Genomic DNA, 23,873 nt, shown 5'->3' with positions numbered 1-23,873 from the left:
GCGCTCTCGGCGCGCGACCCCGAGGGCCCGGCGGACGGGCATGCGGGGACGGCCGCGGGGTACCGGGGCCCTGGGCGTGTCGCCCCTCGACGACCACGAGGACAGGAGTCGTGTCATGAGCGCCAGAGACGACGTCGCGATCGGGACCGTCACCACCAAGGTGCCGGCGCGGCTGGACCGGCTCCCGTGGTCGCGCTGGCACTGGATGATCGTGATCGGCCTGGGGACCGTGTGGATCCTCGACGGCCTCGAGGTGACCATCGTCGGCAACATGGCCGGCCGGCTCTCCGAGGACGGCAGCGGGCTGCCCATCACCGACGCCCAGGTCACCGGTACGGCCGCGGCGCTCTACGTGGCCGGCGCCTGCTCGGGCGCCCTGTTCTTCGGCTGGCTCACCGACCGCTACGGCCGCAAGAAGCTCTTCCTCATCACCCTCGCGGTCTATCTGGCGGGAACCGCACTGACCGCGCTCTCCTTCTCCGTGTGGTGGTTCTTCCTCTTCCGCTTCCTGACCGGCTTCGGCATCGGCGGTGAGTACGCCGCCATCAACTCGGCCATCGACGAGCTCATTCCCAGCAAGTACCGGGGCCGCGTCGATCTGATCATCAACGGCAGTTACTGGCTGGGCGCCATGGGCGGCGCCCTGCTCTCCGTCCTCGCCCTCGACACCGACATCTTCGCGATCAACGTCGGCTGGCGGCTCGCCTTCGGGCTCGGCGTCGTGCTCGGGCTCGTGATCCTGCTCGTACGGCGGCACGTTCCCGAGAGTCCGCGATGGATGTTCATCCACGGCCGCTCGGAAGGAGCGGAGGAACTGGTCACCTCCGTGGAACACCAGGTGGAGGAGGAGAAGGGCATCACCCTGCCGGAGCCGCAGAACTCGATCACCATCGAGCAGCGCAGGTCCATCGGGTTCATCGAGATCGCCCGTACGCTCTTCCGCTCGTACCCCAAACGGGCGGTGCTCGGCTTCTCCCTCTTCATCGGGCAGGCGTTCCTGTACAACGCCATCACCTTCGGCTTCGGCTCGATCCTGGAGAAGTTCTTCGACGTCCCCACCGGCAACACGGGGTACTACTTCGCCGTCATCGCCTTCGGCAACTTCCTCGGCCCGCTGCTGCTCGGCCGCCTCTTCGACACGGTCGGCCGCCGCACCATGATCGCGGGCACCTACATCCTCTCGGGGCTGCTGCTCTTCGGCACGGCCTGGCTCTTCGACCGCGGCAGCCTGGACGCGGCCACCATGACCGCCTGCTGGTGTGTCGTCCTCTTCTTCGCCTCCGCCGGAGCCAGCTCGGCCTACCTCACCGTCAGCGAGATCTTCCCGATGGAGACCCGGGCGATGGCGATCGCCTTCTTCTACGCCATCGGCACGGCGGCCGGCGGTATCTCCGGTCCGTTGATCTTCGCCGAACTCACCGAGAGCGGGGTGGTCGGCGACGCCGTCCTCGCCTTCTGCATCGGTGCGGCGCTCATGGTCCTCGCGGGGCTCGTCGCGCTGTTCTTCGCCGTGGCGGCGGAGGGCCGGTCGCTGGAGGACATCGCCACGCCCCTGTCGGCGAAGGCCGCGGAACCGGCCGACGCGGGCGGTACGCCCTCGGGCGGCGCCACGGGGTGAGACGGCGGGACGCCGCGTGCCGCCCGGCACGAGGGGCGCGCGGCACGGCTCGCCCTCAAGGTGTCAGGCGGGTCCGGACCAGGGCGGCGGCCAGCCGGGGCAGGTCCTCGGCGGGGACGAGTGCGGCCAGGCCCTCCGGTGTCTCCGGGAGCCCGAGGACGCGGGCCGCCTCCAGTGCCCGGCGGTCGAAGGCCGGCCGGAGCTCCGGCCACAGGCCCTGCGCCTCCCGGCAGAAGATGTCGGCACCGACCGGCCCGATCCGGGGTACCTCCCTCAGCAGTTCCCTGATCCGGTCGGGCTCCCGGCCGGCCCGGTCGCGCAGCCGCCGCAGATCCCCGCGGTAGGTGTCGAGGAGGAACTCGGCTCCGTGCCCCAGGGCGTCCGCCGTGCTCTCGTCGTAGCGCCGGTAGTGTGCCCGGCCGAGGGCGTCGACACGCTGCTGCCAGGGCGCGTCGGCCATGGCCCGGGGCGTGCGCATGCCGGCTGCGAAGAGTTCGCGCGCGGCCGCGACCGCGATGTCGGAGCGGATCCGGACGGAGCAGAGGACGGTCAGGACCAGCACCTGGTACAGCGGGGCGGGGGTGTTCCGCATCCGGACACCCGCTTCCCGCGCGTGCGTCCGGCCGTGCTCCGCCAGCAGTCCGCGCACCGTCTCCCGCCGGTCCATGGGCTGTCGCCTCCCGGATTCACGGAGGGCCGCCGAGCCGGTCGGCCGGCGTCCTGCCCGGCCCCTGCCCCGGGGTACCCGGGTGCACACGGCGAGGCAGGGAGGAGCCCCCACCTCCGCCGACGTCAGGAGGTGGGGACTCTGCCCGTCTTACCGCCGTCAGGACCCGTCCGGATGCAGGGGGGTGCGAAATCGACGAGGAATTCCCCGGCGCGCACCGGCCACGGACGCGGACGCCGCGCGGCACGGTGCCCGGACGGGACTCCCGTGCATGCATGCGTGCGAACGGGGCACCCGCCTGCTAGGCAGTCCGCACAGCCGTCGCCTGTGGATTCCCCCCTCCACGGGCGGCGGCGCCCTCGGGGCCGTCACTGCCCTCGCCCTTGTCAGTGGGATTCGGAGCAAACGGAGGACACCATGATCATCTTGGGGCTCATACTGCTCGTCATCGGCTTCGCCACGGGAATCGGCTTCCTGTGGACCATCGGCGTCATCCTCGCCGTCGTCGGCGCCGTTCTGTGGATTCTGGGAGCCATGGGCCGCTCCGTCGGTGGGCGCAAGCACTACTACTGATCACCCGCCACCCGCCACCCGCAGGGCCCGGGACCCGTACCCCGCGTCCCGGGTGGCACCACCGCCCCCGGGCATGAGACGAGCCGATCCCCCGTCGGCTCATCCCACCTCCGGGGGCGGCTTCATGCCCGGGGGCGGCGTCAGGCTGTGCACGGCCGCGAGGACGACCACGACCACGGCGACCGGCAGCAGCACGGCGGTGACGGACCAGCCGAGCCGCACGAGGTACGCGCCGATCAGGCCCCCCACGAACATCGCGAGGACCGAGGCCGACCGGCGCCGCACGGCGCCCGACCCGTAGCCCAGCGCGGGGTCGTGACCCAGGGCCGAGCCGCTGAGCAGCGCCGTCATCCCGCGCGTGACCACGGTCGTCGGCATGTCGGGGATGTTGATGCGCAGCGCGGTGACGTTGCGGATGCCCATCGCGAGCGCGAGAAGGGCGATGACGACCGAGTGGCGGCCCGACGGCGCGCCTTCCGAGGGGACGACTCCCCAGGCGGCGAAGGCGGCGAGGGCGATGAGCAGCCCCTCCGTCACGAGCGCGATGATGAACCACCGGTGCCGGTGGGCGTCGAGCCGCACATCCATGCGCGCGCCGATCACCGCTCCCACGGCGAAGGCCCCGATCGAGACGACGGGCGCGACGACCGAGAGCCCTCCCTGACCCGCCAGGCCGAACGCGAGGAACAGCAGGCTGCCGGTCTGCGTGGCCGTGAACACCGGCCCCAGCTGCAGCACCGAGACCGCCTCGACCACGCCGGTCGTCAGCGTCAGGATGGCCATGAACGGAGTCAGGGACCGAATCCTCCGCTCCGGGTCCACGCTCACGTCGGCTCCTCCAGGGTTCGGCTGCTCCGAGTCTCCGGGCCGAGGCCGTAGGCGTACGGCATTGCGCCGAACGGGGGCAGCGGCGGATTCCCCGGCCGCCGAGCCGCCCGGCCGCCCGGACAGGACCCGAATGCCCCCGGCCCGACCGCCCGTCAGGGAGCGCGCGGCCTACCCTTGCGCGATGACCACCGCGCCCGTGATGTCGATAGCCCTGGCCGACACCGACCGGCCCTCGCTCCTCCCGCTGCCGCGCAGGGCAGCGGAGTTGCTGCTGGCGCTCGACGCTCCCCCGCGCCTCGTGGCACATCTGCGCGCGGTGCACGACGTCGCGGTCCAGCTCGTCGACCGGGTGGAGCGGGATCAGCCTTCGCTGCCCTTCGACCGTGAGGCCGTGCTCTTCGGGGCCGCCACGCACGACATCGGCAAGACCCGCCATACCGGAGAACTGTCCGGCCCCGGTTCCGCGCACGAGGAGGCCGGCCGTGAACTCCTGCTCGCCCACGGGGTGAGCCCCGGACTCGCGCGCTTCGCCGCCACCCATGGCTCCTGGGCCGCCCCCGGCGTGGGCTTCGAGGATCTGCTGGTGAGCCTGGCCGACAAGATCTGGAAGAACAAGCGGGTTGCCGAGCTGGAGGACCTCGTCGTGGACGCCCTGTCGCGGGCCGGCGGCCGGGCGAGGTGGGAGGAGTTCATGGCGCTCGACGAGACGCTCACCCGCATCGGCGACGGGGCCGGCGAACGGCTCGCGTACCAGATGTCCTATCCGGTCGCGGCCGGCTGACGCCGCGTGAGGCGGCTGCTCGCGGCCGGTCGGGCGGCTGCGGCTGCGGCTGCGGGAAGACTTTCCTCGCCTCGTGCGAGGACGGCCTTCCGCCCCGGTGCCGCACGGCCGACGGGCCGCGCTGTGTGGCAGGGGTGACAGGAGTCGAACCTGCGGCATCCGGTTTTGGAGACCGGCGCTCTGGCCTCTGAGCTACACCCCTTCGATGCCTGAACCCTCGCACGGGCGGCCTCCCCCGCGCCACCGTATTGATCGCGGGCGGTGGCCCGGGAGTGTCGGCGAAGCCGGTCGACCGGAGTCCGGTCGACCGGCTTCGCCGTCAGCGTGCCGCGGCCGGCCATCGCCGGCTCGTGCGACTTCCGGACGCGACGGGTCTCCGCACCGGGCCGCGGTGTCCCGTGCCGGCCCGGGCCGCCCGCCCGTGACGCCGCCCGGCGGACGCGGTCAGTCCAGCTGGCCGCCGTAGTCCGGGAGCTTGAAGGCGCGTTCGGCGTGGCCGCCGACGATGTCGGTGGTGTTGTTGCCGATGTTGGCGATGATCGTGTAGCCCTTGGCCTCGATCTCGGCCCGCTTCTCCGTCTTGTACGCGCTCACCTCGGCGAACAGGTCGGGCAGGTCGCGGACGTACAGGCCGTCGACGGGGTAGCCGGCCTTCTTCAGGTTCCAGTCCGTGAGGGAGTAGATGATGCCCGGGCGGGCGGTGACGAAGTAGACGGCGACACCCCGGGAGTCGGCGTACCGGGCCAGGTCGCGGACGGCAGCGACGGCGGGGGTGGGCAGCTGCCAGAAGGGGTGGAAGTGCGTCTCCAGCGACGTGTTGTCGATGTCGAGCACGATCGCCTGCTTCTGCGTGCCGGCGTTCCCGGAGCGCGCCTCGATCCAGGGGCGGGCCTCGGCGACGACGGCGGCGACGTCCCGCTGCCAGGTGGCGTAGTCGACGCTCTGGGCCGCGAGCGCGGTCGCGCCGACCGAAGCCGGGACGGCGGTGCGGGACGGGCTCGCCTCCGCGGCGGTGGCCGACGTGACCGGGACCGCGACGAGGACGAAGGTCGCGGCGAGTGCCGCGGCGGTGCGCGATGTCGTGGCGCGTGCATGCATGGGGGGTCTCCTGGGGTGTGGAACCTGTCAACGGCCCGGTCATGGAGACCGGGCCGAAGGAGTTGTCATGCTCGCGCTACATGATGACCGGCAGGCGACGTCCTCACTACCGGTCGGTAGCAACTTTCTTGTCGACGCGTGCCGCCCGCCATCCGGACGCCGCCGTTCCACCGTCGGGGAACCGACGCTCCGTCACCCCTCGCCGGCGACCACGCCCCCGTCCGGCCGCCGCAGCACGAGCAGCCCGCCGACACCGGGGACCAGGGCACGCCACCGCGCCCCGGCCGAGGCCGGGGACGGGTCGAGCCAGACCACGAGGATGACGGTCAGGTAGGCGGTGCCGTGGACCGGACCGCCGAGGGACGTGACCACCTCGGCGTGCACCGTGACGAGGTTGAGCAGCAGCAGCGCGAGGGAGACGGCCTCGACCGCGGCCGCGACCCGCAGAATCCGCACGGTCGTCACACCCCCGTCGTGGAGCCGGGGCGCACGATCATCAGGACCACGACGGCCGCCCAGAGCAGGTTGAAGATCCCCGTGGTCATGGCGAGCCGCGCCGCGGCCGAGCCCCGAGCGTCCGCGCCACCCGTACCCGCACCCGCGACCTCCCCCCGCGCGCCGTCCGCCGTGTCACCGCCCGCCGCGGACTCCGACACCGTGGCCGGGTCGAGCAGACTCCGCTGACCCGGCAGGATCACGGCCGTCAGCAGGGCGGCGGCCGCGACCGTGAGCAGGATCGACGCGAGCAGCCACGCGTCGGTGAGCACACCGAGCCGCGCTCCGGTGGCGACGCCGAACACGGGGACGGCGACGCCGAGGACCGTGTAGCCGCGGCAGATCCTGTGCAGCAGGGCCGCGACCTGCCTCCGGTCCCGCTCCGGTGGAGCCTCCGCATCTTCACCCGGGGGCCGGACGTAGCGGGGGAACATCGAGGCCGCGACGGTGATCGGCCCGATCGCGACGATCGCGGCCAGGACGTGGAGCGAGAGCAGCAGTGCGGTCACGGGGGTTCCTTCACGCGTCGAACCGACGATGGATCGGCAGCCGATGGGTTGGCTGCCAATCGATAAGTAGCACATCCATCCGCCCTTTGGGTAGGCTGCCTGACCATGAAGACGGATGCGGTACGCGGCCACCTCGACGGACTGCTCCTGTCCGTACTGGAATCCGGCCCGCTGCACGGGTACGCGATCATCACCGCCGTCCAGGAGCGCAGCAACGGCGCGCTGGAGCTGCGCAAGGGCACCATCTACCCCGCCCTCAACCGGCTGGAGCGGCTCGGACTGCTGCACAGCGACTGGGAGTCGACGGGAGAGCGCCGCCGGCGCCGCTACGCCCTGACCGAAGCCGGACGGCGCGGACTGGCCGCGGAACGCACGACGTGGCGGGAGTTCACGGCAGCCATCGGCTCGGTACTGGACCCGGCTCCGACGCCCGGGACCGCGACGTGAGCGCCGAACAGGCCCCCGCGGCCGACCCGAGCCCGGGCGGAGTGGGAGCGGACGACGCGAGCACGGGCGAGGTCCGCCCGGACGACGCGAGCGCGGGCGAGGTCCGCCCGGACGATCCGATCGAGGCCCACGTCACGCAGCTGGCGGCGGTGCTCCACGGGCCCGCGCGGAGGAAGGCGCGGATGGTGGGCGAGCTGCGCGACGGTCTCGTGGACACGGCGCGGGACCTGGCGCCGGAGTCCGGGACCGAGCGCGACGCGGCACGGCGGGCGGTAAGCGAGTTCGGCACCGTGGCCGAGCTCGCGCCGGGATTCCAGCGCGAGTTGACCATCGCCCAGGCGCGTGACACCGCCCGTACGGTGATGACGGCCCTGCCCTTCCTGCTCCTCTGCTGGTGGCTGACGCAGGTCTCCGTCCGGACGGCGGACCAGGGCGTGCCGGGTGCCGTGCGGTGGGCGGTCGTCCCGCTCGGCGGAACGGCCGTGCTCGCCGCCCTGCTGGCGGCCGCCGCGCTGGCCGCCACCGGCCCGCTCTCCCGCCGCCTGCCGCACCCGGAACGGCTGCCCCTCGTGGTCGCCTGGACCGGCACCACCTCGGCGGTCGCCCTCGCGCTGGGCGCGCTGGCGTTCACCGTGGCGTCGGCGGCGGTCGCGAACTGGCCGCTGACGGCGGCCGCATGCCTGGCCGCCCTCGTCCTCCACGCGCGCATCGCGGCCTCGGCACGGGCCTGCCGCCAGTGCGCACGCCTGCCGCTCGCCGGCAGCTGAGGTACGCGCCTCCGCGGCGATCGCGGCGGGTCGCCCGGTCCTTCATGTGATCATGAGGTCGGTCGCCGCCGCCCGGCGGCGGAAGTCCCACGACGGAGGCTCGACGACGATGGCGGACCAGCGCGTGTACCTCGTGACCGGCGGCGGGACGGGCATCGGCGCCGCGACCGCCCGGCTGCTGCGTGAAGCCGGCCACCACGTGGCGATCTCCGGCCGGCGCCCCGAACCGCTCCATCTCGTCGCGGAGGAGACGGGCGCGCTCGCCGTGCCGTCCGACATCGGCGACCCCGACGCGGTCCGCGCGCTCGTGGAGGCGACCGTCGCCGCGTACGGGCGGCTGGACGGCCTCGTCCTCAACGCCGGCATCGGACGCGGCGGGAGTGTCGGCGACGTGACGCTCGAGGACTGGGACGCCGTGATGCGGACCAACCTCACCGGCCCCTTCCATCTCGTGCGCGCCGCCCTCCCCCATCTGCTGGACGCCCACGGCTCGGTCGTGGCCGTGGCCTCGGTCTCCGCGCTGCGCAACGGTCCGGGCAGCGCCGCCTACGCCACGTCCAAGGCCGCGCTGCTCCAGCTCTGCCGCTCGCTCACGGTCGACTACGGGGCCGCCGGCCTGCGCGCGAACACGGTCTGCCCGAGCTGGGTGCGGACCGACATGGCGGACCGCCGGATGAACCGGTTCGCCGAGGAGGCGGGCCTGGGAGAGGGCGGCGTCGACCGGGCGTACGGGGAGGTCACCCGCGTCCTGCCCGCCGGGCGCCCCGGCGAGCCGCGTGAGGTCGCCGAGGCCGTCGCCTGGCTGCTGTCGCCGGCCTCCTCCTTCGTCAACGGCGCCGTGCTCACCGTCGACGGCGGTGCGACCACCCTCGACCCGGGAACGCTCGCCTTCGACTACCGCATCGTGCCGCGCGCACCGCACTCCTGATCCCCGGGCCGGCTCCTGGAGGCCCGCGCCGTCGCCCACCGCTCCGTCAGCTCGCCCCCGTCCGTTCCCTCGACCGCGCCCGGCCCGCTCGACCACCCCTCCGGCGCCGGGCGCGGCTCGCGGAGTGGTTCCACGGAATCGGAACGCGGCGGAGCGATGATTTCCGAGCCGTCCGACGGTCGGTACCAGTGAGAACCGGAACCTTTCGCGACGAGATCAGGAATCGGGAGGGCGCCATGCCCCGGATCACCCCCAACCTCTGGTTCGACACGCAGGGCAAGGAGGCCGCGGAGTTCTACTGCTCGGTCTTCCCCCGCTCGGAGATCAGGAAGGTCTCCTACTACGGCGAGGCGGGACCCCGCGAGGCCGGGACCGTGCTGACGGTCGACTTCGTCCTGGACGGCCAGGCGTTCACGGCGATCAACGGCGGTCCGGACTTCACGTTCGACGAGGCCGTCTCCTTCCTCATCGACTGCGCCGACCAGGACGAGGTCGACCACTACTGGAGCAAGCTGTCCGACGGCGGGCAGGAAGGTCCGTGCGGCTGGGTCAAGGACAAGTACGGCCTCAGCTGGCAGGTCGTACCGGCCGTCCTGGAGGAGCTGCTGACGGACCCGGACGAAGCGCGCGCCCAGCGGGCGATGAAGGCCATGCTCGGCATGGGGAAGCTGGACGTGGCCGCGCTGGTCGCCGCCGCGGACGGCGCCTGACGTCGACGGGCGGGGGCCGCCCGGAGGCCCGTGATCGCCGCTCCCGTGCCCTGCCGGACGGCGCCGAACGGCCACGGGTAGAGCGCTCAGCCGCCGAAGCGGACGAGGTGCTTGCCGCGCGTCCCGCCGGCGGCGAGACGCTGGACGGCGGTGTCGAGGTCGGCGGGCTCGTACACGGCGGCGACGTCGATCCGGGCGCGGCCGTCGCTCAGGAGGCGCAGGGCCTCGGCCGCACTGGCGGCCAGGCGTTCGGGCGCGGTCCGGCTGAGCAGGTGGCTGTTGTAGGTGAGGACGGAGCGGCCCTGCGCGAGCAGCTCGTCGGTGTCGACCGGGACGGACGCGGCGCCACCCATGGCGCCGTAGGCCACCAGTCGGCCGTGCGGGGCGAGATGGTCCAGGCAGGCGGCGCGGACCGGGCCGCCGACGGGGTCGAGGATCACGTCGAAGCGCTCGTCGCCGAGGGTCTCGGGGAAGCCGTGCCGGGAGACCAGCCGGTCGTACCCGAGCCGCGCGGCGTAGTCCGCCTGATCGGGATCGCCGACCACGCCCACGATGCGGCCGGCTCCGGCGGCGGAGGCGAACTGCGCCGCCAGACTGCCGACGCCGCCGAGCGCGGCGTGGACGAGGACGCTCTCGCCGGGCCGGACGCGGGTGACGGTGTGGATCAGGTCCCAGGCGGTCGGGGCCGCCCATCCGAACGCCGCGGCCGTGCGCGTGTCGAGGTCGCCGACGGGCAGGGCGAGGACCGCGGGCGCGACGACGGTCTCGGCGTACGCACCCGACGAGGTGAGCGCCGTGACCGGCTGACCGAGGCGCGCGGGGTCGACGCCGTCGCCGACCGCGACGACGCGGCCCGCGGCCTCGAAGCCGGGGACGAAGGGACGCGGCACGGGGAAGTACCCCCCGCGGACGAGCACGTCACCCCACTGGATCCCGGCGTACGCGACGCGTACGGCCACTTCGCCGGCGCCCGGGACGGGCTCGTCGAGCGAGGTGAGGGTGAACCTGTTGTCGGTGTCGAGAACGACAGCCTTCATGAGTACGGCCTCCTGTGCTGACTCAGTATCCTGATACTGATCACGTTAGGCAGACTCAGGTACCTGAGTCAACACAGGAGGCTGAGACAATGAGCGGGGAGACGACCGCGATTCCGGCGGAGGAGTACCTGTGCACCCGCATCCGGCGTGCCGAACAGGTGCTGACGGCGCATCACGAAGCGGTCCTCCGCGGCTACGGCCTCACGATGACGCAGTACACCGTGCTGCTCACGCTCTCCCGGGAAGGCGGCATGTCCGGAGCGCAGCTGGCGCGGGCCTGCGGGGTCACGCAGCAGACCATGGCCCCGGTGCTGACGGGACTGCAGAACAAGGAACTCGTCGTCCGCAACGCCTCCCCCGTGCACGCCAAGGTGCTCATCGCCTCGCTCACCGAGCAGGGGGAAGCCCTGTTGAACCGGGCCTACGAGGAGGTGATCGTCCTGGAGCGCGCCCTGACCGACGCGTTCAGTCCGGCGGAACACACCGCGCTCGTCGAACTCCTCGAACGGGCGACGACCGTCCTCGCCGACCAGACGCGACGGGCCCAGGGGGACCGCGCCTGAAGGTGGGGCGGCCGGCGCCGCCGGTTCTCAGCCTCGGAGCCGGCCGTTCTCGCCGAGGGGCAGCTGGTAGAGCGCGAAGGCGCGGTCGATCACGGGCTGGGCGACGTTGCGCACCCGTACGCCGCCCACCGTCATGCCGTGTTCGGTGCCGTGGTGGGCGTGGCCGTGGACGGCGAGGTCGGCGCCCGACGAGTCGATCGCCTCGGCCAGCAGATAGCTGCCGAGGAAGGGGTAGATCTCCAGCGGCTCGCCCGCCAACGTGTCCGGTACGGGCGCGAAGTGGGTCAGCGCGATGCGGACCGCGCAGTCGGCGTCGGCCAGCTCGCCCAGCGCCGTGTTCAGCCCGTCGGCGGACCGCCGAGTCGTCCGTACGAACGCCTTCATCTCGGGTTCCCCGAACTCGCCCGCGCAGCGGCCGACGAACCCGCCGCAGAAGCCCTTCGTCCCCGCGACGCCGACCGTGTGCCCGGCGACGGGGAACGTCGCCGCCTCTCCTTCCAGGACGGTCACGCCGGCGGCCGACAGCGCGGTGGCGACGGCCTTCTCCTCGCCCGCGTGGTAGTCGTGGTTGCCGAGGACCGCGACCACCGGGACGCCGATGTCGGCGACCTCGCGCGCGACCACCTCCGCCTCCTCCACGGTTCCGTGCCGGGTCAGGTCTCCGGCGAGCAGGAGCAGGTCGGCGCACTCGTGCAGGACGGAGAAGGCGGGGCGCAGCAGCCCGGAGCAGTCCGTGCCGAGATGGATGTCGCCGACGGCGGCCACCCGGACGAATCCCCCGTCCGTGGTGGGGACCGTGGCCACCTCCTCGGCGGCCTCCGCGGGGAGAGGGGTGATCCCCTCCCTGCTCACGGGTGTCGGGACACCGGCCCGCGCCCCCTGACTCGGTACGTCCGGAATCACCGGCGCGGTCACGACAGTTCCTCCATCCGGTCCGGCGCGTCCGCGCACGACACGGCGAGGTCGGCGTGCACCGTGAATCCCGCCAATTCGGCGTGGGCCAGGCGCAGGATCTCGTCGCGCCGGGCGGCCGTCGGCACGGTGCCGCTCAACAGCACCGCGTCGCCGCGCTGTTCGACCCGTACGCCCTGTTCGGCCACCGGGTCCCCGGCGAGCCGCTCGCACAGCCGGGCGATGCGGTAGTCGTCCTCGTGTGCGCCGGTGTGCGCGTGCTCAGTCATCGTCGGTCCGTTCTCCCTGCGTTCCGGCGGGCGGAATCACGTCGAGCAGTTCGAGGAGGTAGAGGAAGGCCGCCGCCATGGGCTGCTCGCCCGTCTCCGCCCGCACGCGCTGCCACGCGATCCGTTCGCGCAGCCCGCGGGCGACCGGCAGCAGGGCCCCGAAGTCACAGTGGTGCTCGGAGAGCGCCGCAAGCCGTCCGACCATGAGGTCGGTCGGGTCGACGACCGGCATGTGGACGGAGTCCACCGGCAACGTCCAGGCTCTTTCGAGGAGTTCGGTGGTGACGGGCCGCCCGGCCAGGGAGAAGATCAGGTCGATCTGCTCCCCTCGGCTGCGCGCCTTCACCAGCCAGTCCTCGGGCGGCTCCACGATCTCGACGCCGTGCCGGCGCAGCAGCCCCGTGACGGTCTCGGCGTCCTCCCTGCGCACGGCGAAGTCGGCGTCGTGCTGGAGCCGGACCGGGATGCCGTGCGCGTAGGCGGCCACGCTGCCCACGAGGGCGAAGGCGCAGCCCGAGTTCTTCAGGACGCCGCCGATCTCCTTCGTGACCTCCAGGATGGCCTGGGTGTGGTCGGGGGGCAGCGCGTCGGGCCGTGGCGCCGACGCCTCGCCGGCGTCCACCGCCCCCTGCGCGTGGCCGAGCGCCGCCGGGGTGTCGCCGTACTCCTCGTGCCTGAGGTGCATCCGCTCCTCCTCCCACGGACGACCGTCGCCCCGTGACGGGTCGGGTCCTGCCTGTACCCCGTGGCCGCGAAACCATCCCTGGGCCTGTCCGGAAAGCCGGGGATCCGCCGCCGCCACGGCTGCCGTACGGCCCGCGATCCGCGGGACGCGTAGGGCTCGTGGACGGGCCGGACGCGTACGGCTCGTGGACGGGAAGGCGGCCCGACCGGGTTTTCGGCCGCGGTATCCCGAGCAGGCGCCCCATGACGGAACCCTCGGACGAGGAGGCACGCATCATGCCGGATGTAAGGAAGGACCAGGACGTCGTCGCGGTGATCCTGGAGGACCACCGCGCCATGGAGGAGCTCTTCCGCCGGATGCGGAACGTGGAAGCCGACCGCGCCAAGGCCCTCGAGGAGTTCTCGGCCCTGCTCATCGCCCATGGCGAGGCGGAGGAGGCCGAGGTCTACGGAGCGCTCAAACGGTTCAAGGGCGTCGACGACGACGAGGTCGAACACGGTGCGGAGGAGCACGCCGACGGCAACAAGGCGCTGCTGGCGCTGCTGGAGGTGGATGACGTCGGCTCCGAGAAGTGGGACGAGCGGCTGGAGGATCTGGTCGAGGCCGTGTCGCACCACGTGGACGAGGAGGAGCGGACCATCCTCAACGGCGCCCGGGAGAACGTCCCCGACACGCGCCGGGCGGAGCTGGGTGCCGCCTTCCTGGCGGAGCGCGAGAAGCAGCTGGCGTCCGGCTGCGGCAGCGTGCAGCACGTGCGCGCCGTCGTGCACGGGTGACCGGCACGAAGCGGCGCAGGACCCCGGACGCTCGCGCGCCGAGTGGTGGACGAGCGGGGCCATGACCGAAGGGAGTACGACCGTGAACGAGCACCAGGAACACCGAGGCCACGCCGCCCGGACGACGCCGTCGCAGGCGGAGGGCGAGAGCGGCGACCGGGCCTCCCGGCGAGAGGCCGAGGAGGCCGTGGCGGACCGCCCGGGCGACACCGATCCGCAGGGCGCCGACGGACACACGGCCAAGCGGCAGCGCCCCGGCATCGGCCGGGAGGAACAGACCCGGCCGCACCGGGGAGGCGGGAACCCGCGGGAGGACGAGGGGCGCTGAGGGGGGCGCGACCGTCGAACGGCCTGGGCCTCGTCGGCCCGGGCCGTCGCGTCGCTCCCGCTCCGGTCAGACGCCCCCGTTCGCCGCGCAGCCTCGGGCCCCGGTCAGGCGTCCCCGTCCACGGCGCAGCCTCGCGCCCCGGTCAGGCGTCCCCGTCCACCGCGATCCGGCCGAACGGGCCGGACGGCAGGGTCCGCAGGAGGTCCGCCGGGTCCCGGTGCACCTCGCCCGCCCCCGCGGCCTCCAGCTCTGCCCGGGCGATGCCGCCGCACAGCAGCGCCGCGGACCACCGCACGCCGGCCCGTCCGGCGGCCTTCATGTCCCACACGCTGTCGCCGACGAACACGGCGCGGTCGGCGCTCGCGCCCGCCAGTTCGAGGGCCTGGTGGACCGGCTCGGGATGGGGTTTGCCCCGGTCGACATCGTCGGCGCTGGTCGTGGCGTGGACCGCGTCGTCCGCGTCGATCGCGCGGCGCAGCGCCTCCAGTTCGGCGCCCGAGGCCGAGGTGACCAGGACGACGCGCCAGCCGTCCGAAGCGAGCGTGCGCAGCAGGTCCGGGGCGCCCGGCAGCGGGCTGAAGCGGTCGAAGTAGGTGGCGTAGAGGACGTCGTGGGCGGTGCTGATGCGCTCGTCCTGCTCCCGGTCGTGGTCGGGACCGAGGAGGTGCGTCAGCAGGTCCGGGCCCGGCAGGCCCAGCGCCTGGTGCACGGCATGGGTGGGGATCCGGTGCCCGGCCTGCCGGAACGCCTCCCACCAGCAGGTCACGTGCAGGGCGTTGGTGTCGGTCAGGGTTCCGTCGACGTCGAAGAGGGCGGCACGGACGGTCATGGGCCTCACTCCCGCCCGCTCCGGCGTGACCCCGCCGTTCCGGCCGCGGCCAGCGGCACGGTGGCGAGCCCCGCTCCGCGGCCGAGGCCGGCCAGGAACTCCCCGACCGCCTCCTCGGCGCTGAGGGCCGGTGTCCATTCCAGTTCGTCGCGGGCCCGGCCGGCGTCGATGAGGGGCAGGCGGAGCACGGCGTCGAGGAGGCCGGGCGCGGCGGGCACGAGGTGCATGCGCCAGGCGGCGGCGAGCGCAGCCCGGGCGGCCGCGGCGGGCAGCGGGACGGTGCGGGTGTCCAGCAGGCGGGCGACCGCGGCGGTGTCCAGCACCGGTTCGGCCACCAGGTTGAACGGGCCGCGGACCGGACGCACCACGGCCGCGTGGTAGGCCCGGGCGGCGTCATCGGTGTGGAGGGCCTGGAAGCGCAGACCCGCGACGGCCGGCAGCGCGGGCAGCAGCCCGGGACGGACGATGCGCCAGGGCAGGAGGGGGCCGGCGAAGATCCGGCGCTGCTCGCTCGCCGCTTCCTCCTTGAACAGGAACGCGGGCCTCATCCGGACGACGCGCAGCTCGGGATGGGCGAGCTGGAATCCGTCGAGGTAGCGCTCCAGGTAGGCCTTCTCCCGGGTGTACGCGGCGCCGGGCCAGCCGTGGGTGGGCCACGACTCGTCGACGGGACGGCCGTCGGTGGGACCGGGCGAGTAGGCGCCGACGGACGAGGCGTGGACCAGGGCGCGGACACCCGCGCGGGCGCACGCCTCGAAGACCCTGATGCCCCCGAGCACGTTGGTGCGCCACGTCTCGACGGGGTCGTGCGTGGGCTGGAACTTCCAGGCGAGGTGGACGACGGCGTCCGCCCCGGCGAACAGCGCGTCGAGGTCGGCGCCGCCGGGGTCGATGTCGGCCGCCACCCAGCGGACGCCGCCGACGTGGAGTTCGGGGGTGCGGCGCGCGATGCCGAGCACCTCGCCGACCATCCGGTCGCTCGCGAGTTCCCGGACCACGCTCGTGCCCGCGTTGCCGGTGGCTCCGGTGACGACGACCCTCATGACGTCCACCCCTTTCCCGCGGAGAGTCCGTGAGGCGCCTCTCCGTCGACTTCTCGTTCGATTTCTCCGTCGGCCTCGCCCTCGGCCGCTCCGCCGACCCTTCGCTCCTTCGTGGTCCCGGGGTCGGCGTCGAAGCAGCGCCGTGCCGCGTCGGCGGTCAGGTCCTTCAGGACGTCGGCCTGGCGGTGGGCCCGCGCGAGCAGCCGGTCGAGTTCGGTCACCGGCAGCCGCCGGTCCGTCTCGGCATCGGTCCTGAGCGACTCCCAGAGCGAGGTCTTGCCCTCCACACCGATGCGCATGGCCTCCAGCTCCAGGACGTCGCTGAGGGGTGAGCGGGACAGCAGGCGGCCGTTCGGCTTGGCCCGGCCCACGGTCTCGGCGAGACGCCCCAGGGCGATCCGCCGCCGCTTCACGGGGACGTCGAGCGCGGTCATGAGGGAACGCAGGCTGTCCCGGTCCTGCGCGATCTGTTCGGCGAGACGGGCGAGGGGTGGACCGGCCGGCGTGTGGCGCTGGTTCCGCGCGGCGCGCCGGATCAGGGCGACGCCGCCGCTGGAGCCGGCGAGGTGGTCGTTGAGGTAGATGCCCAGCAGGCGTTGCGGGTCGGGAGTGGCGGAGCGTCGCCGTCCGGCGGCGTGGCGGGTGTTCATGACGCTGTCCGATCGCAGGGGACTGTCCGGTCGCGGGGTTCGTGGCGGGGGGCGCGTTCGCCGTCGGTCGACACGACACCCCTAGAGGTCGCGCAGGGCGGGCAGCAGCTCCGTCCGGGCCCAGTCGAGGAACGGCTGCTGGTGCCCGCCGCCGATCTGGACCAGGGCCATCTCCGTGAACCCGAGGTCGGTGTAGGGGCGGATGGCCTCGGCGAACTCCTCGACGTCCGACCCGCAGGGGATCGCCTTGGCGACGTCCTCGGGGCCGACGGTCTCGGTGGCCTGTGCGAAGCCGGCAGGGCCGCGGAGTTCGGCGTTGACGCGCCAGCCGCCGAGCGACCAGCGGAACTGCTCGTGGGCGCGGGCGACGGCCGCGTCGCGGTCGGGGTCGTAGCAGACGGGCACCTGGCCGACACGGGGTTTCCCCGCTCCGCCGTTGCGGTCGAAGTCGTCCAGCAGGCCGCGCTCGGCCTCCGTGGCGACGAGGAGGTCGGCGTACCGGCCGGCCAGGGCGCACGAGCGCGGGCCCGAGACCGCGATGCCGATGCCCGGGGCCTGCTCCGGCACGTCCCACAGAGTGGCGTTGTCGACGCGGAAGTGCGGCCCGTCGTGGTCGACGGTCTCTCCCGCGAGCAGCCGCCGGATGACGACGACCGCTTCCTCGAGCCGTTCGAGACGCTCGCGCGGGCTGGGCCATCCCTGGCCGGTGACGTGTTCGTTGAGGTTCTCGCCGGACCCCAGTCCCAGACGGAAGCGGCCCTCCGAGAGCAGTTGCACGGTCGCCGCCTTCTGCGCGACGACGGCCGGGTGGTAGCGGTAGGTCGGGCAGGTCACGTACGACATGAGCGGGATGCGCTCGGTGGCCTGCGCGGCGGCGCCGAGCACGCTCCACGCGTACGGGGAGTGGCCCTGCTCGGCCAGCCAGGGGAAGAAGTGGTCGGAGATGACGGAGAAGTCGAATCCGGCGGCCTCGGCGCCCACCACGTGATCCACCAGCGCTCGCGGTCCGGCCTGCTCGGTCATCATCGTGTAGCCGATGCGAACCATGCCCTGCGACTGACCGGGCCCCTCACCCGTAAACCTCGCGGACGTCGTGGCGGGACCCGGCGGGCGGGCGGCCCGCTGCCGGGTCACAGGCCCGGGCCCCGCGTCCGGGCCGGGCACCCGCGTCCGGGCCGGGCACCCGCGTGGAGGGGAGCGCATACGCCCGGGCCCGGTGGGGCAGTCGCGGCGTGTCCACGGCACCCGCGAGTGAGGAGCGTGACCATGAGGGCGTTGACCTGGCACGGGCAGCGCGATGTCCGTGTGGACACCGTGCCCGACCCGGGGATCGTCGATCCGACGGACGTGATCGTCCGGGTCACCTCCACCGGGATCTGCGGTTCCGATCTGCATCTGTACGAGTTGTTCGGCCCCTTCCTCGACCCCGGGGACATCCTCGGGCACGAGCCCATGGGGATCGTGGAGGAGGTCGGCCCCGAGGTCCGGGCGCTCGCGCCCGGGGACCGGGTCGTCGTTCCGTTCAACATCTCCTGCGGCACCTGCTGGATGTGCGCCCAGGGGCTGCACTCGCAGTGCGAGACGACGCAGGTGAAGGAGTACGGGATGGGCGCGTCCCTGTTCGGCTACACCAAGCTCTACGGGCAGGTCCCCGGCGGCCAGGCCGAGTTCCTGCGGGTCCCCTTCGGCGACACCCTGCCCGTCAAGGTGCCCGACGACGCCCCCGACCAGCGGTACCTGTACCTCTCGGACGTGCTGCCCACCGCCTGGCAGGCCGTCGCCTACGCGGACGTCCCGCCCGGGGGCACCGTCACCGTGCTCGGACTCGGACCCATCGGCGACATGGCCGCCCGTGTCGCGCTGCACCGGGGCGCGGGCAAGGTCATCGGGGTGGACCTCGTGCCCGAGCGGCTGTTCCGCGCACAGGACCGGGGCGTCCTCACCCTCGACCTCGCCGAGATCGGCAAGGACGTCGGCGACGGGATCCGGGACCTCACGGACGGCCGCGGCACGGACGCCGTCATCGAGGCCGTCGGGATGGAGGCCCACGGGGCCCCGCTCACCAAGGCCGCCCAGCGGTTCACCGGGATGCTGCCCGACGCCCTCGGCAAGAAGCTGATGAGCCGGGCCGGCGTGGACAGCATGGCCGCGTTCCACACGGCCGTCGACGCGGTCCGCCGCGGCGGCACGATCAGCCTGGTCGGCGTCTACGGCGGCTCCGTGGACCCCGTCCCCATGCTCACCCTGTTCGACAAGCAGATCCAGCTGCGCATGGGCCAGGCCAACGTGCGGCGCTGGGTCGACGACATCCTGCCGCTGCTCGGCGACGACGATCCACTCGGGGTGGACGACTTCGCCACCCACGTCCTGCCGCTGGAGGACGCCCCGCAGGCGTACAAGACGTTCCAGGCGAAGCAGGACGGCATGATCAAGACCGTGCTGACGCCCGGCCACTGACGTACCCCGGGCGAGGTCGGCCGCCGGGGCTGCCGTCCCACCCGTCCGCACGCCGCCGCCCCGGAGCCCCGTTCCCGCCCCGGACGCTCCCCCGCCGTCGCCGGACGAGGGCTGCGGCACGGGCGGGCGGCGGGGGAGACGGAGCACGTCGCGTGGCGAGGACCGGCCGGGACCCAGAGGATCGAATCCGGGAGCCGTGGGCTCCGGAGCGGAACCGAGCGGCGACGAGGGAGGCCGGCGACCGTGCCGACATCGAGCAAGGACATCACCGGGGCGCCGTGCTGGGTCAGCCTCACCGTCCGGGACCCCGGGGCGGCGATGCGTTTCTACGAAGCGGTGATGGGCTGGCGGTTCGCCTCCGCCCCGGCGGACGACGGCTTCACCGTCGCCTTCGACGGTGACTCCCCCGTGGCGGGTGTCGGAGCCCTCGCGGACCGGCCCGGCGCGCCCGTCGCGTGGACCGTGTACTTCGCCGTGGACGACGCCGACGTGACCGCCGCGCGGATCCGCGAGCGGGGGGCCACGATGGCGGTGGGGCCCCTCACCGCCGGCGCCGGGCGGGCGGGGCTCGCGGCGGATCCCGCAGGCGCCGTCTTCGGCTTCTGGCAGGGTGCCGTGATCCCCGACTGGTCGGTGGGCCACGGGGGCGCACCGGCGTGGCTGGAACTGCGGACACGGGACGCGTTCGCCGCCGCCGTCTTCTACGGCGAGGTCCTCGGCTGGGACGGGGAGCGGGACTGCTGCGTGGCCTCGTACGAGCACGATCGCGTGGTCCTGCGCCACGGACACGACACCGTCGCCCGCCTCGGCGGCGGGGCTCTGGAGGAGTCCCCGGACCCTGAGGTGCGCCCTCACTGGCACGTCCACTTCCACGTCTCCGATCTGGAGGCGGCGGTCGAGGCGGCCACCCGGGCGGGCGGCCGGGCCGTCTCCCCCGTGGACACCACGCGCACCAGTCGCTCGGTGGCGCTCGCCGACCCCGAAGGGGCGCACTTCACCCTCGTCGCACCGCAACCCTCGGCCCCCGCCGCGGGGTGAGCCCGGGGGGCGCGCGGACGGGAGGCGCCGCCGATGTGCAAGGCGCCCGGGATCGGGTAGTCGCGGGCCGTGATCGCTTGTCCGCCCGCGCCCGTCGCCGTCCGTGACCTGCTCGGGCCCCCGCACCGTTCGTGACCGCGCCGCCGCGCCGTACCCGGGCCGAACCCGCCGGGCGACGCGGACGGTGCGGCCGGCCAGGAGGTACCCCCGTGTCGACCATCGCCCCGACGTACCCGACCCTCGCGCCCGGACTCGTCACGCCGCCCGGCGTGTACCGGCCGCAGGCGGACACCCTGCTGCTCGCCCGGGCCCTGGCGCGGGAACCGCTGGATCCGGGCGCGGACGTCGTCGAGATCGGGACCGGGACCGGTGCGCTCGCGCTGCGTGCGGCGGCCAGGGGCGCCCAGGTCACGGCGGTCGACGTCTCCTGGCGCGCGGTGCTGACGGCCCGCCTGAACAGCCGGCTGCAGCGGCTGCCCCTGCGGGTGCTGCACGGCGACTTCGCCGGCCGCACCCAGGGCCGCCGTTTCGACCTGGTCCTGAGCAATCCTCCGTACGTTCCGTCCCCGGCCGACCGGCTGCCGACCCGCGGCCCGGAGCGGGCCTGGGACGCGGGGAACTCCGGCCGGCGCGTCATCGACCGGATCTGCGCGGCCGCCCCCTCGCTGCTGCGCCCCGAGGGCGTGCTCCTCATGGTGCACTCCGGGATGTGCGACGCGCGGGCCACCGTCGGGCTCCTGGAGAACCGCGGGCTCGTCGCGGAGGTGACGGAGCGGGCATCGGTGCCGTGGGGTCCGGTCCTGCGCTCGCGCCGGGCCTGGCTGCGGGAACAGGGCCTCGCCTCCGAGGGTGCCGAGCAGGAGGAGCTGGTGGTCGTCCGTGCCCGCCGTTCCTGACCCCGCCCCGCATGCCGCCGCGTCGCGCCCGGCCCGCGCGGTCCGGGTCGAGCGGTCCGGCCCGGTGCTGATCGAGGGCCCGGTGGAGATCGAGCTCGACGACGGGACGACCGTCCGTTCGGAACGCTTCATGGTCGCCGTGTGCACCTGCCGCCGCAGCCGTACCTACCCCTGGTGCGACACCAGCCACCGCCCGCGCGAACGCTCCGCGCCGCCGGCCGAGGACGGGAACACATGACGCGATCCACCGTCGGGACCACCGCCACGTCCACCACGTCCGCTTCCCCGGCTCCCGCGCCCTCGCCGGGATCCCCGCTGGTGGAGGGCCGCGGGCCGCTGTCGGACGCCGTGGTCGAGTCCCTGCGCGGCGGCAGCGCGCCCGGTCACCTCTCCGATGCCGTCCGAGCGGCCGACCCCTGGGGGGAGGACCTGCATCTCGCGCTGTACCTGCTGTACGAACTCCACTACCGCGGGGTCGACGGCGTCGACGCCGGCCGCGAATGGGATCCGGACCTGCTCCGGCTGCGCCGGGCGCTGGAGGACCGGTTCCTCACCGCGCTGCGGGAGGGGACCGCCCACGCTCCGGTCACGGCGGACGAGGCGTTCGCGCCGCTGCTCGTCGAGCCGGTCGACCCGGGCGACAGCCTCAGCCACCGCCTGGCGGCCGAGGGAGAGCTCTGGCAGCTGCGCGAGTACGCCGCCCTGCGCTCCCTGTACCACCTCAAGGAGGCCGACCCGCACGCGTGGGTGATCCCGCGGCTGACCGGCCGGGCCAAGGCCGCGATGGTCGCCATCGAGTACGACGAGTTCGGTGCGGGCCGCGCCGACCGGGTCCATGCCCGGCTCTACGCCGACCTGATGCGCGACCTGGGGCTGGACCCCACGTACGGGCACTACCTGGCGGACGCTCCGGCGCCCGCGCTGGCCGTCGTCAACCTCATGTCGCTGCTCGGTCTGCACAGGGCCCTGCGCGGGGCGCTGGTCGGCCACTTCGCCTGCGTGGAGGTCACCTCCTCGCCCGGCTCGCGACGCCTCGCCAAGGCCATGCGCCGCTGTGGGGCCGGTCCGGCCGCCGAGCACTTCTACACCGAGCACGTGGAGGCCGACGCGGTCCACGAACAGGTCGTCCGCCACGAGGTCATCGGTGGACTGCTGGCCGACGAGCCGGACCTGGAGCCGGACGTCGCCTTCGGCTGCGCGGCCACCCTGCTGCTGGAGGACCGCCTCGCCGCCCACCTCCGTACGGCGTGGGACCGGGGCGGGTCCGCCCTGCGCGGGCGCCCGGGAACGGCGTGAGGCCCGGCCGGGACGCCGCGTTCACCCGTCCGTCGCAGGGGTAGTCGCTGGGGAGACGGCGTCCGTCGCGGTCCGCAGCCGATCGCGACATGCTTGTACCCGAGAGGAGTCCCCCATGTCCGAGAACCAGTCCACCTCCCGCGGTGACGACGTCTACCAGCCCGAGCCGATGGACGGCTCCGACCGTCCGAGCGACGAGCTCGATCCGGACAACGCGCTGGGCACGACGCCCACGGACGCCATGGGAGAGCCCGGATACTCGCCGCCGGAACGGCCTCGGGGCGTCACCCGGCACGGCACGACGGTCAACGAGCAGCGGGAGGGCGAGTCGCTCGACGACCGTCTGGCCCAGGAGCTGCCCGACGGTCCCGTCGTCGCGGGCGACGGCGTCGGGGATCTCCCGGAGGGCGAGGGGGAGCTTGTCGACCCGGAGTCGGGCGCGACCCGCGCCGGCCGGCTCACCGCGACCGCGGATCCGGGCGCGGCCACGGTCGTGGCCGAGGACGTGGGCCTGGACGACGGCCTCTCGTCGGCGGAGGAGGCCGCGATGCACGAGGACACGGGCATCGACGGCGTGGAGGCCGAAGCCGGCTGACGAACCCGGCCGGCCGTGCGCGTCAGCGCGCCGGCACCGCCGCGCGGACGGCGCCGTGGACGGCCCGGGCCAGGCGCGCGCCCCACAGGGAGCGGGGGCCGGCGAAACCGTGGGTCTCCTCGCCGGGGCGGGGCTCACGGGCGGCGACGCAGACAGCGTCGGTGGGCGTGCCGGAGCAGTCGTACCCCGCGTCGAGCAGCGCCTGCACCTTGGCCTCGGTGGCCGTGGCGACGGCGTTGACCAGGGCGGCGTCGGTCAGGGCGACCGGCAGGGCCACGACGATGTTGATCGTGCCCGGTCCGCTGGTCCCGGCTCGCGTCTCCTCGGGCGCGGCGGCCCATCCCCGTACCGAGACGCCCGCGGTGGCGACGGCTTCGACGCCGCCGTCGGCCGCGACGGCGTGCCGGGAGACGTCGGCTGCCGTCATCAGCCCGACGCCGTTCCCGCCGACCCCGGCCTCCGTGGCCAGATCCGCGAGATGGCGGTCCGGGTCGGTGCGTCGGTAGCCATGGGAGACCTGGGCGTTGAGGACCCAGGCCCGTGCGCCGATGCCACCGCCGAGAACGGCGCTGCTGATCATCCGCCAGCCGGAGCCCGCCCGCCACAGCAGCGCGTGGAGCCGCTCGCCGTCCTCCACGCGGGTCAGCGACTGCACGTCGAGGACGGAGACGGCACCGCGAGGCGGCGGGGCGAGGGCGGTCACCGGTCGTGGCTCCTTGCGAGATCGAGGACCGGCTGATCGTACGCGCGCGGTGCCCCCGCCCCACGAGGGCCCTCGGAAGAGGTGGTGCGGCCGACGTTTGCGACGGCAGGGGACAGCCCGAGGACTCGGCGCCCGTGCGGGGCGCTGGACGGACGAAGGGCCAGGCCGGCCGGTCCGTCGGGACGTTCCTGAACGCGTACCTTCGGAGCAGTGCCGACCAGCATGTGACGACGGCGCGGCCGTGAGAGGCCGGCGCCACACCCGCCCATGCGGGTCTCGGCGCCTGGAGTCCCCACCGGCGTCAGGTCGCGCCGCACGGGCACGACGGGTCAGTCGGCGGGCTCGTCGGGTGTGGGGTGCTCGGGAGCGGTCGGA

At 73.9% G+C, this 23,873-nt stretch carries 30 protein-coding genes and 1 tRNA gene; 16 read left to right on the top strand and 15 right to left on the bottom strand.

The genetic code is table 11. From position 1 onward, the window contains the following. Positions 1 to 115: 115 nt before the first annotated feature. A complete protein-coding gene (locus ACGFZF_RS04915) occupies positions 116 to 1,618 on the top strand; it encodes an MFS transporter (RefSeq protein WP_393551100.1) in 1,503 nt (500 codons plus the stop codon). 55 nt (positions 1,619 to 1,673) lie between these two features. Here ACGFZF_RS04915 and ACGFZF_RS04910 read toward each other — a convergent pair whose 3' ends face one another. Further along, the gene (locus ACGFZF_RS04910) at positions 1,674 to 2,285 is read right to left on the bottom strand and encodes an endonuclease (protein ID WP_393551099.1); all 612 of its coding nucleotides are present in this window, start codon (positions 2,283 to 2,285) and stop codon (positions 1,674 to 1,676) included. Positions 2,286 to 2,702: 417 nt separating this feature from the next. Between ACGFZF_RS04910 and ACGFZF_RS04905 the strand changes: the two genes are divergently transcribed. Further along, entirely contained in the window at positions 2,703 to 2,858 is a 156-nt protein-coding gene (locus ACGFZF_RS04905) for a DUF6131 family protein (protein WP_393551098.1), read from the top strand. 99 nt (positions 2,859 to 2,957) lie between these two features. Here the strand turns inward: ACGFZF_RS04905 and ACGFZF_RS04900 are convergent, their stop codons facing one another. After that, on the bottom strand, positions 2,958 to 3,641 hold the full coding sequence (locus ACGFZF_RS04900) for a YoaK family protein (protein WP_393551097.1): 684 nt from the start codon (positions 3,639 to 3,641) through the stop codon (positions 2,958 to 2,960). Positions 3,642 to 3,867: 226 nt separating this feature from the next. On the opposite strand from ACGFZF_RS04900, the gene ACGFZF_RS04895 reads away from it, so the two are divergent. After that, complete coding sequence (locus tag ACGFZF_RS04895; protein ID WP_393551096.1) at positions 3,868 to 4,467, top strand: HD domain-containing protein; 600 nt, start codon at positions 3,868 to 3,870, stop codon at positions 4,465 to 4,467. A gap of 126 nt (positions 4,468 to 4,593) precedes the next feature. Here ACGFZF_RS04895 and ACGFZF_RS04890 read toward each other — a convergent pair. From ACGFZF_RS04890 to ACGFZF_RS04875, 4 genes are all read right to left on the bottom strand, one after another. Next, positions 4,594 to 4,669 (bottom strand) — tRNA-Trp (locus ACGFZF_RS04890). A 242-nt stretch (positions 4,670 to 4,911) separates the two neighbouring features. Continuing rightward, positions 4,912 to 5,565: an HAD family acid phosphatase gene (locus ACGFZF_RS04885; RefSeq protein WP_393551095.1), complete on the bottom strand. Its 654-nt coding sequence runs from the start codon at positions 5,563 to 5,565 to the stop codon at positions 4,912 to 4,914. A gap of 192 nt (positions 5,566 to 5,757) precedes the next feature. Continuing rightward, complete coding sequence (locus ACGFZF_RS04880; protein WP_393551094.1) at positions 5,758 to 6,021, bottom strand: DUF3817 domain-containing protein; 264 nt, start codon at positions 6,019 to 6,021, stop codon at positions 5,758 to 5,760. A gap of 5 nt (positions 6,022 to 6,026) precedes the next feature. Continuing rightward, complete coding sequence (locus ACGFZF_RS04875) at positions 6,027 to 6,569, bottom strand: hypothetical protein (protein ID WP_393551093.1); 543 nt, start codon at positions 6,567 to 6,569, stop codon at positions 6,027 to 6,029. Between the two features lie 105 nt (positions 6,570 to 6,674). Here ACGFZF_RS04875 and ACGFZF_RS04870 point away from each other — a divergent pair, with 105 nt between their 5' ends. The 4 genes from ACGFZF_RS04870 (at position 6,675) to ACGFZF_RS04855 (ending at position 9,421) form a co-directional block, all read left to right on the top strand. Beyond that, entirely contained in the window at positions 6,675 to 7,016 is a 342-nt protein-coding gene (locus ACGFZF_RS04870; protein WP_393551092.1) for a PadR family transcriptional regulator, read from the top strand. Then, complete coding sequence (locus tag ACGFZF_RS04865) at positions 7,013 to 7,783, top strand: permease prefix domain 1-containing protein (RefSeq protein WP_393551091.1); 771 nt, start codon at positions 7,013 to 7,015, stop codon at positions 7,781 to 7,783. The genes ACGFZF_RS04870 and ACGFZF_RS04865 overlap by 4 nt, the downstream gene beginning before the upstream one ends. A 109-nt stretch (positions 7,784 to 7,892) precedes the next feature. Next, the gene (locus ACGFZF_RS04860; RefSeq protein ID WP_393551779.1) at positions 7,893 to 8,711 is read left to right on the top strand and encodes an SDR family NAD(P)-dependent oxidoreductase; all 819 of its coding nucleotides are present in this window, start codon (positions 7,893 to 7,895) and stop codon (positions 8,709 to 8,711) included. A 236-nt stretch (positions 8,712 to 8,947) separates the two neighbouring features. Further along, positions 8,948 to 9,421, top strand: a complete 474-nt coding sequence (locus ACGFZF_RS04855; RefSeq protein WP_393551090.1) for a VOC family protein — start codon at positions 8,948 to 8,950, stop codon at positions 9,419 to 9,421. A gap of 86 nt (positions 9,422 to 9,507) precedes the next feature. Here ACGFZF_RS04855 and ACGFZF_RS04850 read toward each other — a convergent pair whose 3' ends face one another. Then, on the bottom strand, positions 9,508 to 10,458 hold the full coding sequence (locus ACGFZF_RS04850) for a zinc-binding alcohol dehydrogenase family protein (protein ID WP_393551089.1): 951 nt from the start codon (positions 10,456 to 10,458) through the stop codon (positions 9,508 to 9,510). Positions 10,459 to 10,547: 89 nt separating this feature from the next. On the opposite strand from ACGFZF_RS04850, the gene ACGFZF_RS04845 reads away from it, so the two are divergent. Beyond that, on the top strand, positions 10,548 to 11,021 hold the full coding sequence (locus tag ACGFZF_RS04845) for a MarR family winged helix-turn-helix transcriptional regulator (protein ID WP_393551088.1): 474 nt from the start codon (positions 10,548 to 10,550) through the stop codon (positions 11,019 to 11,021). Positions 11,022 to 11,048: 27 nt separating this feature from the next. Here the strand turns inward: ACGFZF_RS04845 and ACGFZF_RS04840 are convergent, their stop codons facing one another. The 3 genes from ACGFZF_RS04840 to ACGFZF_RS04830 all read right to left on the bottom strand — a co-directional run bounded on the left by ACGFZF_RS04840 (position 11,049) and on the right by ACGFZF_RS04830 (position 12,887). Continuing rightward, complete coding sequence (locus ACGFZF_RS04840) at positions 11,049 to 11,825, bottom strand: metallophosphoesterase (protein ID WP_393551777.1); 777 nt, start codon at positions 11,823 to 11,825, stop codon at positions 11,049 to 11,051. Positions 11,826 to 11,932: 107 nt separating this feature from the next. Further along, positions 11,933 to 12,202: a hypothetical protein gene (locus ACGFZF_RS04835; RefSeq protein WP_393551087.1), complete on the bottom strand. Its 270-nt coding sequence runs from the start codon at positions 12,200 to 12,202 to the stop codon at positions 11,933 to 11,935. Beyond that, a complete protein-coding gene (locus ACGFZF_RS04830) occupies positions 12,195 to 12,887 on the bottom strand; it encodes a nucleotidyltransferase family protein (RefSeq protein WP_393551086.1) in 693 nt (230 codons plus the stop codon). The genes ACGFZF_RS04835 and ACGFZF_RS04830 overlap by 8 nt, the downstream gene beginning before the upstream one ends. A 242-nt stretch (positions 12,888 to 13,129) precedes the next feature. Between ACGFZF_RS04830 and ACGFZF_RS04825 the strand changes: the two genes are divergently transcribed. Together ACGFZF_RS04825 and ACGFZF_RS04820 are read left to right on the top strand one after the other, a co-directional pair. Continuing rightward, positions 13,130 to 13,663 (top strand): hemerythrin domain-containing protein, encoded by a 534-nt coding sequence (locus ACGFZF_RS04825; protein ID WP_393551085.1) that lies wholly within the window; start codon positions 13,130 to 13,132, stop codon positions 13,661 to 13,663. Between the two features lie 82 nt (positions 13,664 to 13,745). Then, positions 13,746 to 13,991 carry a hypothetical protein gene (locus ACGFZF_RS04820; protein ID WP_393551084.1) on the top strand — a complete coding sequence of 82 codons (246 nt, stop codon included), beginning with the start codon at positions 13,746 to 13,748 and terminating at the stop codon, positions 13,989 to 13,991. Between the two features lie 142 nt (positions 13,992 to 14,133). Here the strand turns inward: ACGFZF_RS04820 and ACGFZF_RS04815 are convergent, their stop codons facing one another. From ACGFZF_RS04815 to ACGFZF_RS04800, 4 genes are all read right to left on the bottom strand, one after another. Then, a complete protein-coding gene (locus tag ACGFZF_RS04815) occupies positions 14,134 to 14,820 on the bottom strand; it encodes an HAD family hydrolase (protein WP_393551083.1) in 687 nt (228 codons plus the stop codon). Between the two features lie 5 nt (positions 14,821 to 14,825). After that, on the bottom strand, positions 14,826 to 15,863 hold the full coding sequence (locus ACGFZF_RS04810; RefSeq protein ID WP_393551082.1) for an NAD-dependent epimerase/dehydratase family protein: 1,038 nt from the start codon (positions 15,861 to 15,863) through the stop codon (positions 14,826 to 14,828). Next, positions 15,860 to 16,513, bottom strand: a complete 654-nt coding sequence (locus ACGFZF_RS04805; RefSeq protein WP_393551081.1) for a hypothetical protein — start codon at positions 16,511 to 16,513, stop codon at positions 15,860 to 15,862. The genes ACGFZF_RS04810 and ACGFZF_RS04805 overlap by 4 nt, the downstream gene beginning before the upstream one ends. Positions 16,514 to 16,594: 81 nt before the next feature. Then, on the bottom strand, positions 16,595 to 17,560 hold the full coding sequence (locus ACGFZF_RS04800; protein WP_393551080.1) for a TIGR03557 family F420-dependent LLM class oxidoreductase: 966 nt from the start codon (positions 17,558 to 17,560) through the stop codon (positions 16,595 to 16,597). Between the two features lie 219 nt (positions 17,561 to 17,779). On the opposite strand from ACGFZF_RS04800, the gene ACGFZF_RS04795 reads away from it, so the two are divergent. The 6 genes from ACGFZF_RS04795 to ACGFZF_RS04770 all read left to right on the top strand — a co-directional run bounded on the left by ACGFZF_RS04795 (position 17,780) and on the right by ACGFZF_RS04770 (position 22,795). Next, a complete protein-coding gene (locus tag ACGFZF_RS04795; RefSeq protein ID WP_393551079.1) occupies positions 17,780 to 18,970 on the top strand; it encodes a zinc-dependent alcohol dehydrogenase in 1,191 nt (396 codons plus the stop codon). A gap of 243 nt (positions 18,971 to 19,213) precedes the next feature. Beyond that, complete coding sequence (locus ACGFZF_RS04790) at positions 19,214 to 20,008, top strand: VOC family protein (protein WP_393551078.1); 795 nt, start codon at positions 19,214 to 19,216, stop codon at positions 20,006 to 20,008. Positions 20,009 to 20,217: 209 nt separating this feature from the next. Next, the gene (locus ACGFZF_RS04785; RefSeq protein ID WP_393551077.1) at positions 20,218 to 20,904 is read left to right on the top strand and encodes a HemK2/MTQ2 family protein methyltransferase; all 687 of its coding nucleotides are present in this window, start codon (positions 20,218 to 20,220) and stop codon (positions 20,902 to 20,904) included. Next, positions 20,888 to 21,142, top strand: coding sequence for a CDGSH iron-sulfur domain-containing protein (locus ACGFZF_RS04780; protein WP_393551076.1), 255 nt, complete (start codon positions 20,888 to 20,890; stop codon positions 21,140 to 21,142). The genes ACGFZF_RS04785 and ACGFZF_RS04780 overlap by 17 nt, the downstream gene beginning before the upstream one ends. After that, positions 21,139 to 22,200 (top strand): iron-containing redox enzyme family protein, encoded by a 1,062-nt coding sequence (locus ACGFZF_RS04775; RefSeq protein WP_393551075.1) that lies wholly within the window; start codon positions 21,139 to 21,141, stop codon positions 22,198 to 22,200. Before ACGFZF_RS04780 ends, ACGFZF_RS04775 begins: the two co-directional genes overlap by 4 nt. Positions 22,201 to 22,315: 115 nt before the next feature. Next, the gene (locus ACGFZF_RS04770; RefSeq protein WP_393551074.1) at positions 22,316 to 22,795 is read left to right on the top strand and encodes a DUF5709 domain-containing protein; all 480 of its coding nucleotides are present in this window, start codon (positions 22,316 to 22,318) and stop codon (positions 22,793 to 22,795) included. 22 nt (positions 22,796 to 22,817) lie between these two features. Here the strand turns inward: ACGFZF_RS04770 and ACGFZF_RS04765 are convergent, their stop codons facing one another. Further along, on the bottom strand, positions 22,818 to 23,498 hold the full coding sequence (locus ACGFZF_RS04765) for an adenosylcobinamide amidohydrolase (RefSeq protein ID WP_393551073.1): 681 nt from the start codon (positions 23,496 to 23,498) through the stop codon (positions 22,818 to 22,820). Between the last annotated feature and the right edge of the window lie 375 nt (positions 23,499 to 23,873).

Origin of the sequence: Streptomyces sp. NPDC048338 (assembly GCF_043201055.1) — a bacterium.
Classification (GTDB): domain Bacteria; phylum Actinomycetota; class Actinomycetes; order Streptomycetales; family Streptomycetaceae; genus Streptomyces.
Note: the sequence above shows the minus strand (reverse complement) of the source record. Positions and strands in the feature narration are given on the sequence as shown.

Excerpts from the sequence above, each read along its gene's own strand:
- ACGFZF_RS04915 (WP_393551100.1), top strand. The coding sequence starts at position 116 with ATGAGCGCCAGAGACGACGTCGCGATCGGGACCGTCACCACCAAGGTG.
- ACGFZF_RS04910 (WP_393551099.1), bottom strand. The coding sequence starts at position 2,285 with ATGGACCGGCGGGAGACGGTGCGCGGACTGCTGGCGGAGCACGGCCGG.
- ACGFZF_RS04905 (WP_393551098.1), top strand. The coding sequence starts at position 2,703 with ATGATCATCTTGGGGCTCATACTGCTCGTCATCGGCTTCGCCACGGGA.
- ACGFZF_RS04900 (WP_393551097.1), bottom strand. The coding sequence starts at position 3,641 with ATGGCCATCCTGACGCTGACGACCGGCGTGGTCGAGGCGGTCTCGGTG.
- ACGFZF_RS04895 (WP_393551096.1), top strand. The coding sequence starts at position 3,868 with ATGACCACCGCGCCCGTGATGTCGATAGCCCTGGCCGACACCGACCGG.
- ACGFZF_RS04885 (WP_393551095.1), bottom strand. The coding sequence starts at position 5,565 with ATGCATGCACGCGCCACGACATCGCGCACCGCCGCGGCACTCGCCGCG.
- ACGFZF_RS04870 (WP_393551092.1), top strand. The coding sequence starts at position 6,675 with ATGAAGACGGATGCGGTACGCGGCCACCTCGACGGACTGCTCCTGTCC.
- ACGFZF_RS04860 (WP_393551779.1), top strand. The coding sequence starts at position 7,893 with ATGGCGGACCAGCGCGTGTACCTCGTGACCGGCGGCGGGACGGGCATC.
- ACGFZF_RS04855 (WP_393551090.1), top strand. The coding sequence starts at position 8,948 with ATGCCCCGGATCACCCCCAACCTCTGGTTCGACACGCAGGGCAAGGAG.
- ACGFZF_RS04850 (WP_393551089.1), bottom strand. The coding sequence starts at position 10,458 with ATGAAGGCTGTCGTTCTCGACACCGACAACAGGTTCACCCTCACCTCG.
- ACGFZF_RS04845 (WP_393551088.1), top strand. The coding sequence starts at position 10,548 with ATGAGCGGGGAGACGACCGCGATTCCGGCGGAGGAGTACCTGTGCACC.
- ACGFZF_RS04835 (WP_393551087.1), bottom strand. The coding sequence starts at position 12,202 with ATGACTGAGCACGCGCACACCGGCGCACACGAGGACGACTACCGCATC.
- ACGFZF_RS04830 (WP_393551086.1), bottom strand. The coding sequence starts at position 12,887 with ATGCACCTCAGGCACGAGGAGTACGGCGACACCCCGGCGGCGCTCGGC.
- ACGFZF_RS04825 (WP_393551085.1), top strand. The coding sequence starts at position 13,130 with ATGACGGAACCCTCGGACGAGGAGGCACGCATCATGCCGGATGTAAGG.
- ACGFZF_RS04815 (WP_393551083.1), bottom strand. The coding sequence starts at position 14,820 with ATGACCGTCCGTGCCGCCCTCTTCGACGTCGACGGAACCCTGACCGAC.
- ACGFZF_RS04810 (WP_393551082.1), bottom strand. The coding sequence starts at position 15,863 with ATGAGGGTCGTCGTCACCGGAGCCACCGGCAACGCGGGCACGAGCGTG.
- ACGFZF_RS04805 (WP_393551081.1), bottom strand. The coding sequence starts at position 16,513 with ATGAACACCCGCCACGCCGCCGGACGGCGACGCTCCGCCACTCCCGAC.
- ACGFZF_RS04800 (WP_393551080.1), bottom strand. The coding sequence starts at position 17,560 with ATGGTTCGCATCGGCTACACGATGATGACCGAGCAGGCCGGACCGCGA.
- ACGFZF_RS04795 (WP_393551079.1), top strand. The coding sequence starts at position 17,780 with ATGAGGGCGTTGACCTGGCACGGGCAGCGCGATGTCCGTGTGGACACC.
- ACGFZF_RS04775 (WP_393551075.1), top strand. The coding sequence starts at position 21,139 with ATGACGCGATCCACCGTCGGGACCACCGCCACGTCCACCACGTCCGCT.
- ACGFZF_RS04770 (WP_393551074.1), top strand. The coding sequence starts at position 22,316 with ATGTCCGAGAACCAGTCCACCTCCCGCGGTGACGACGTCTACCAGCCC.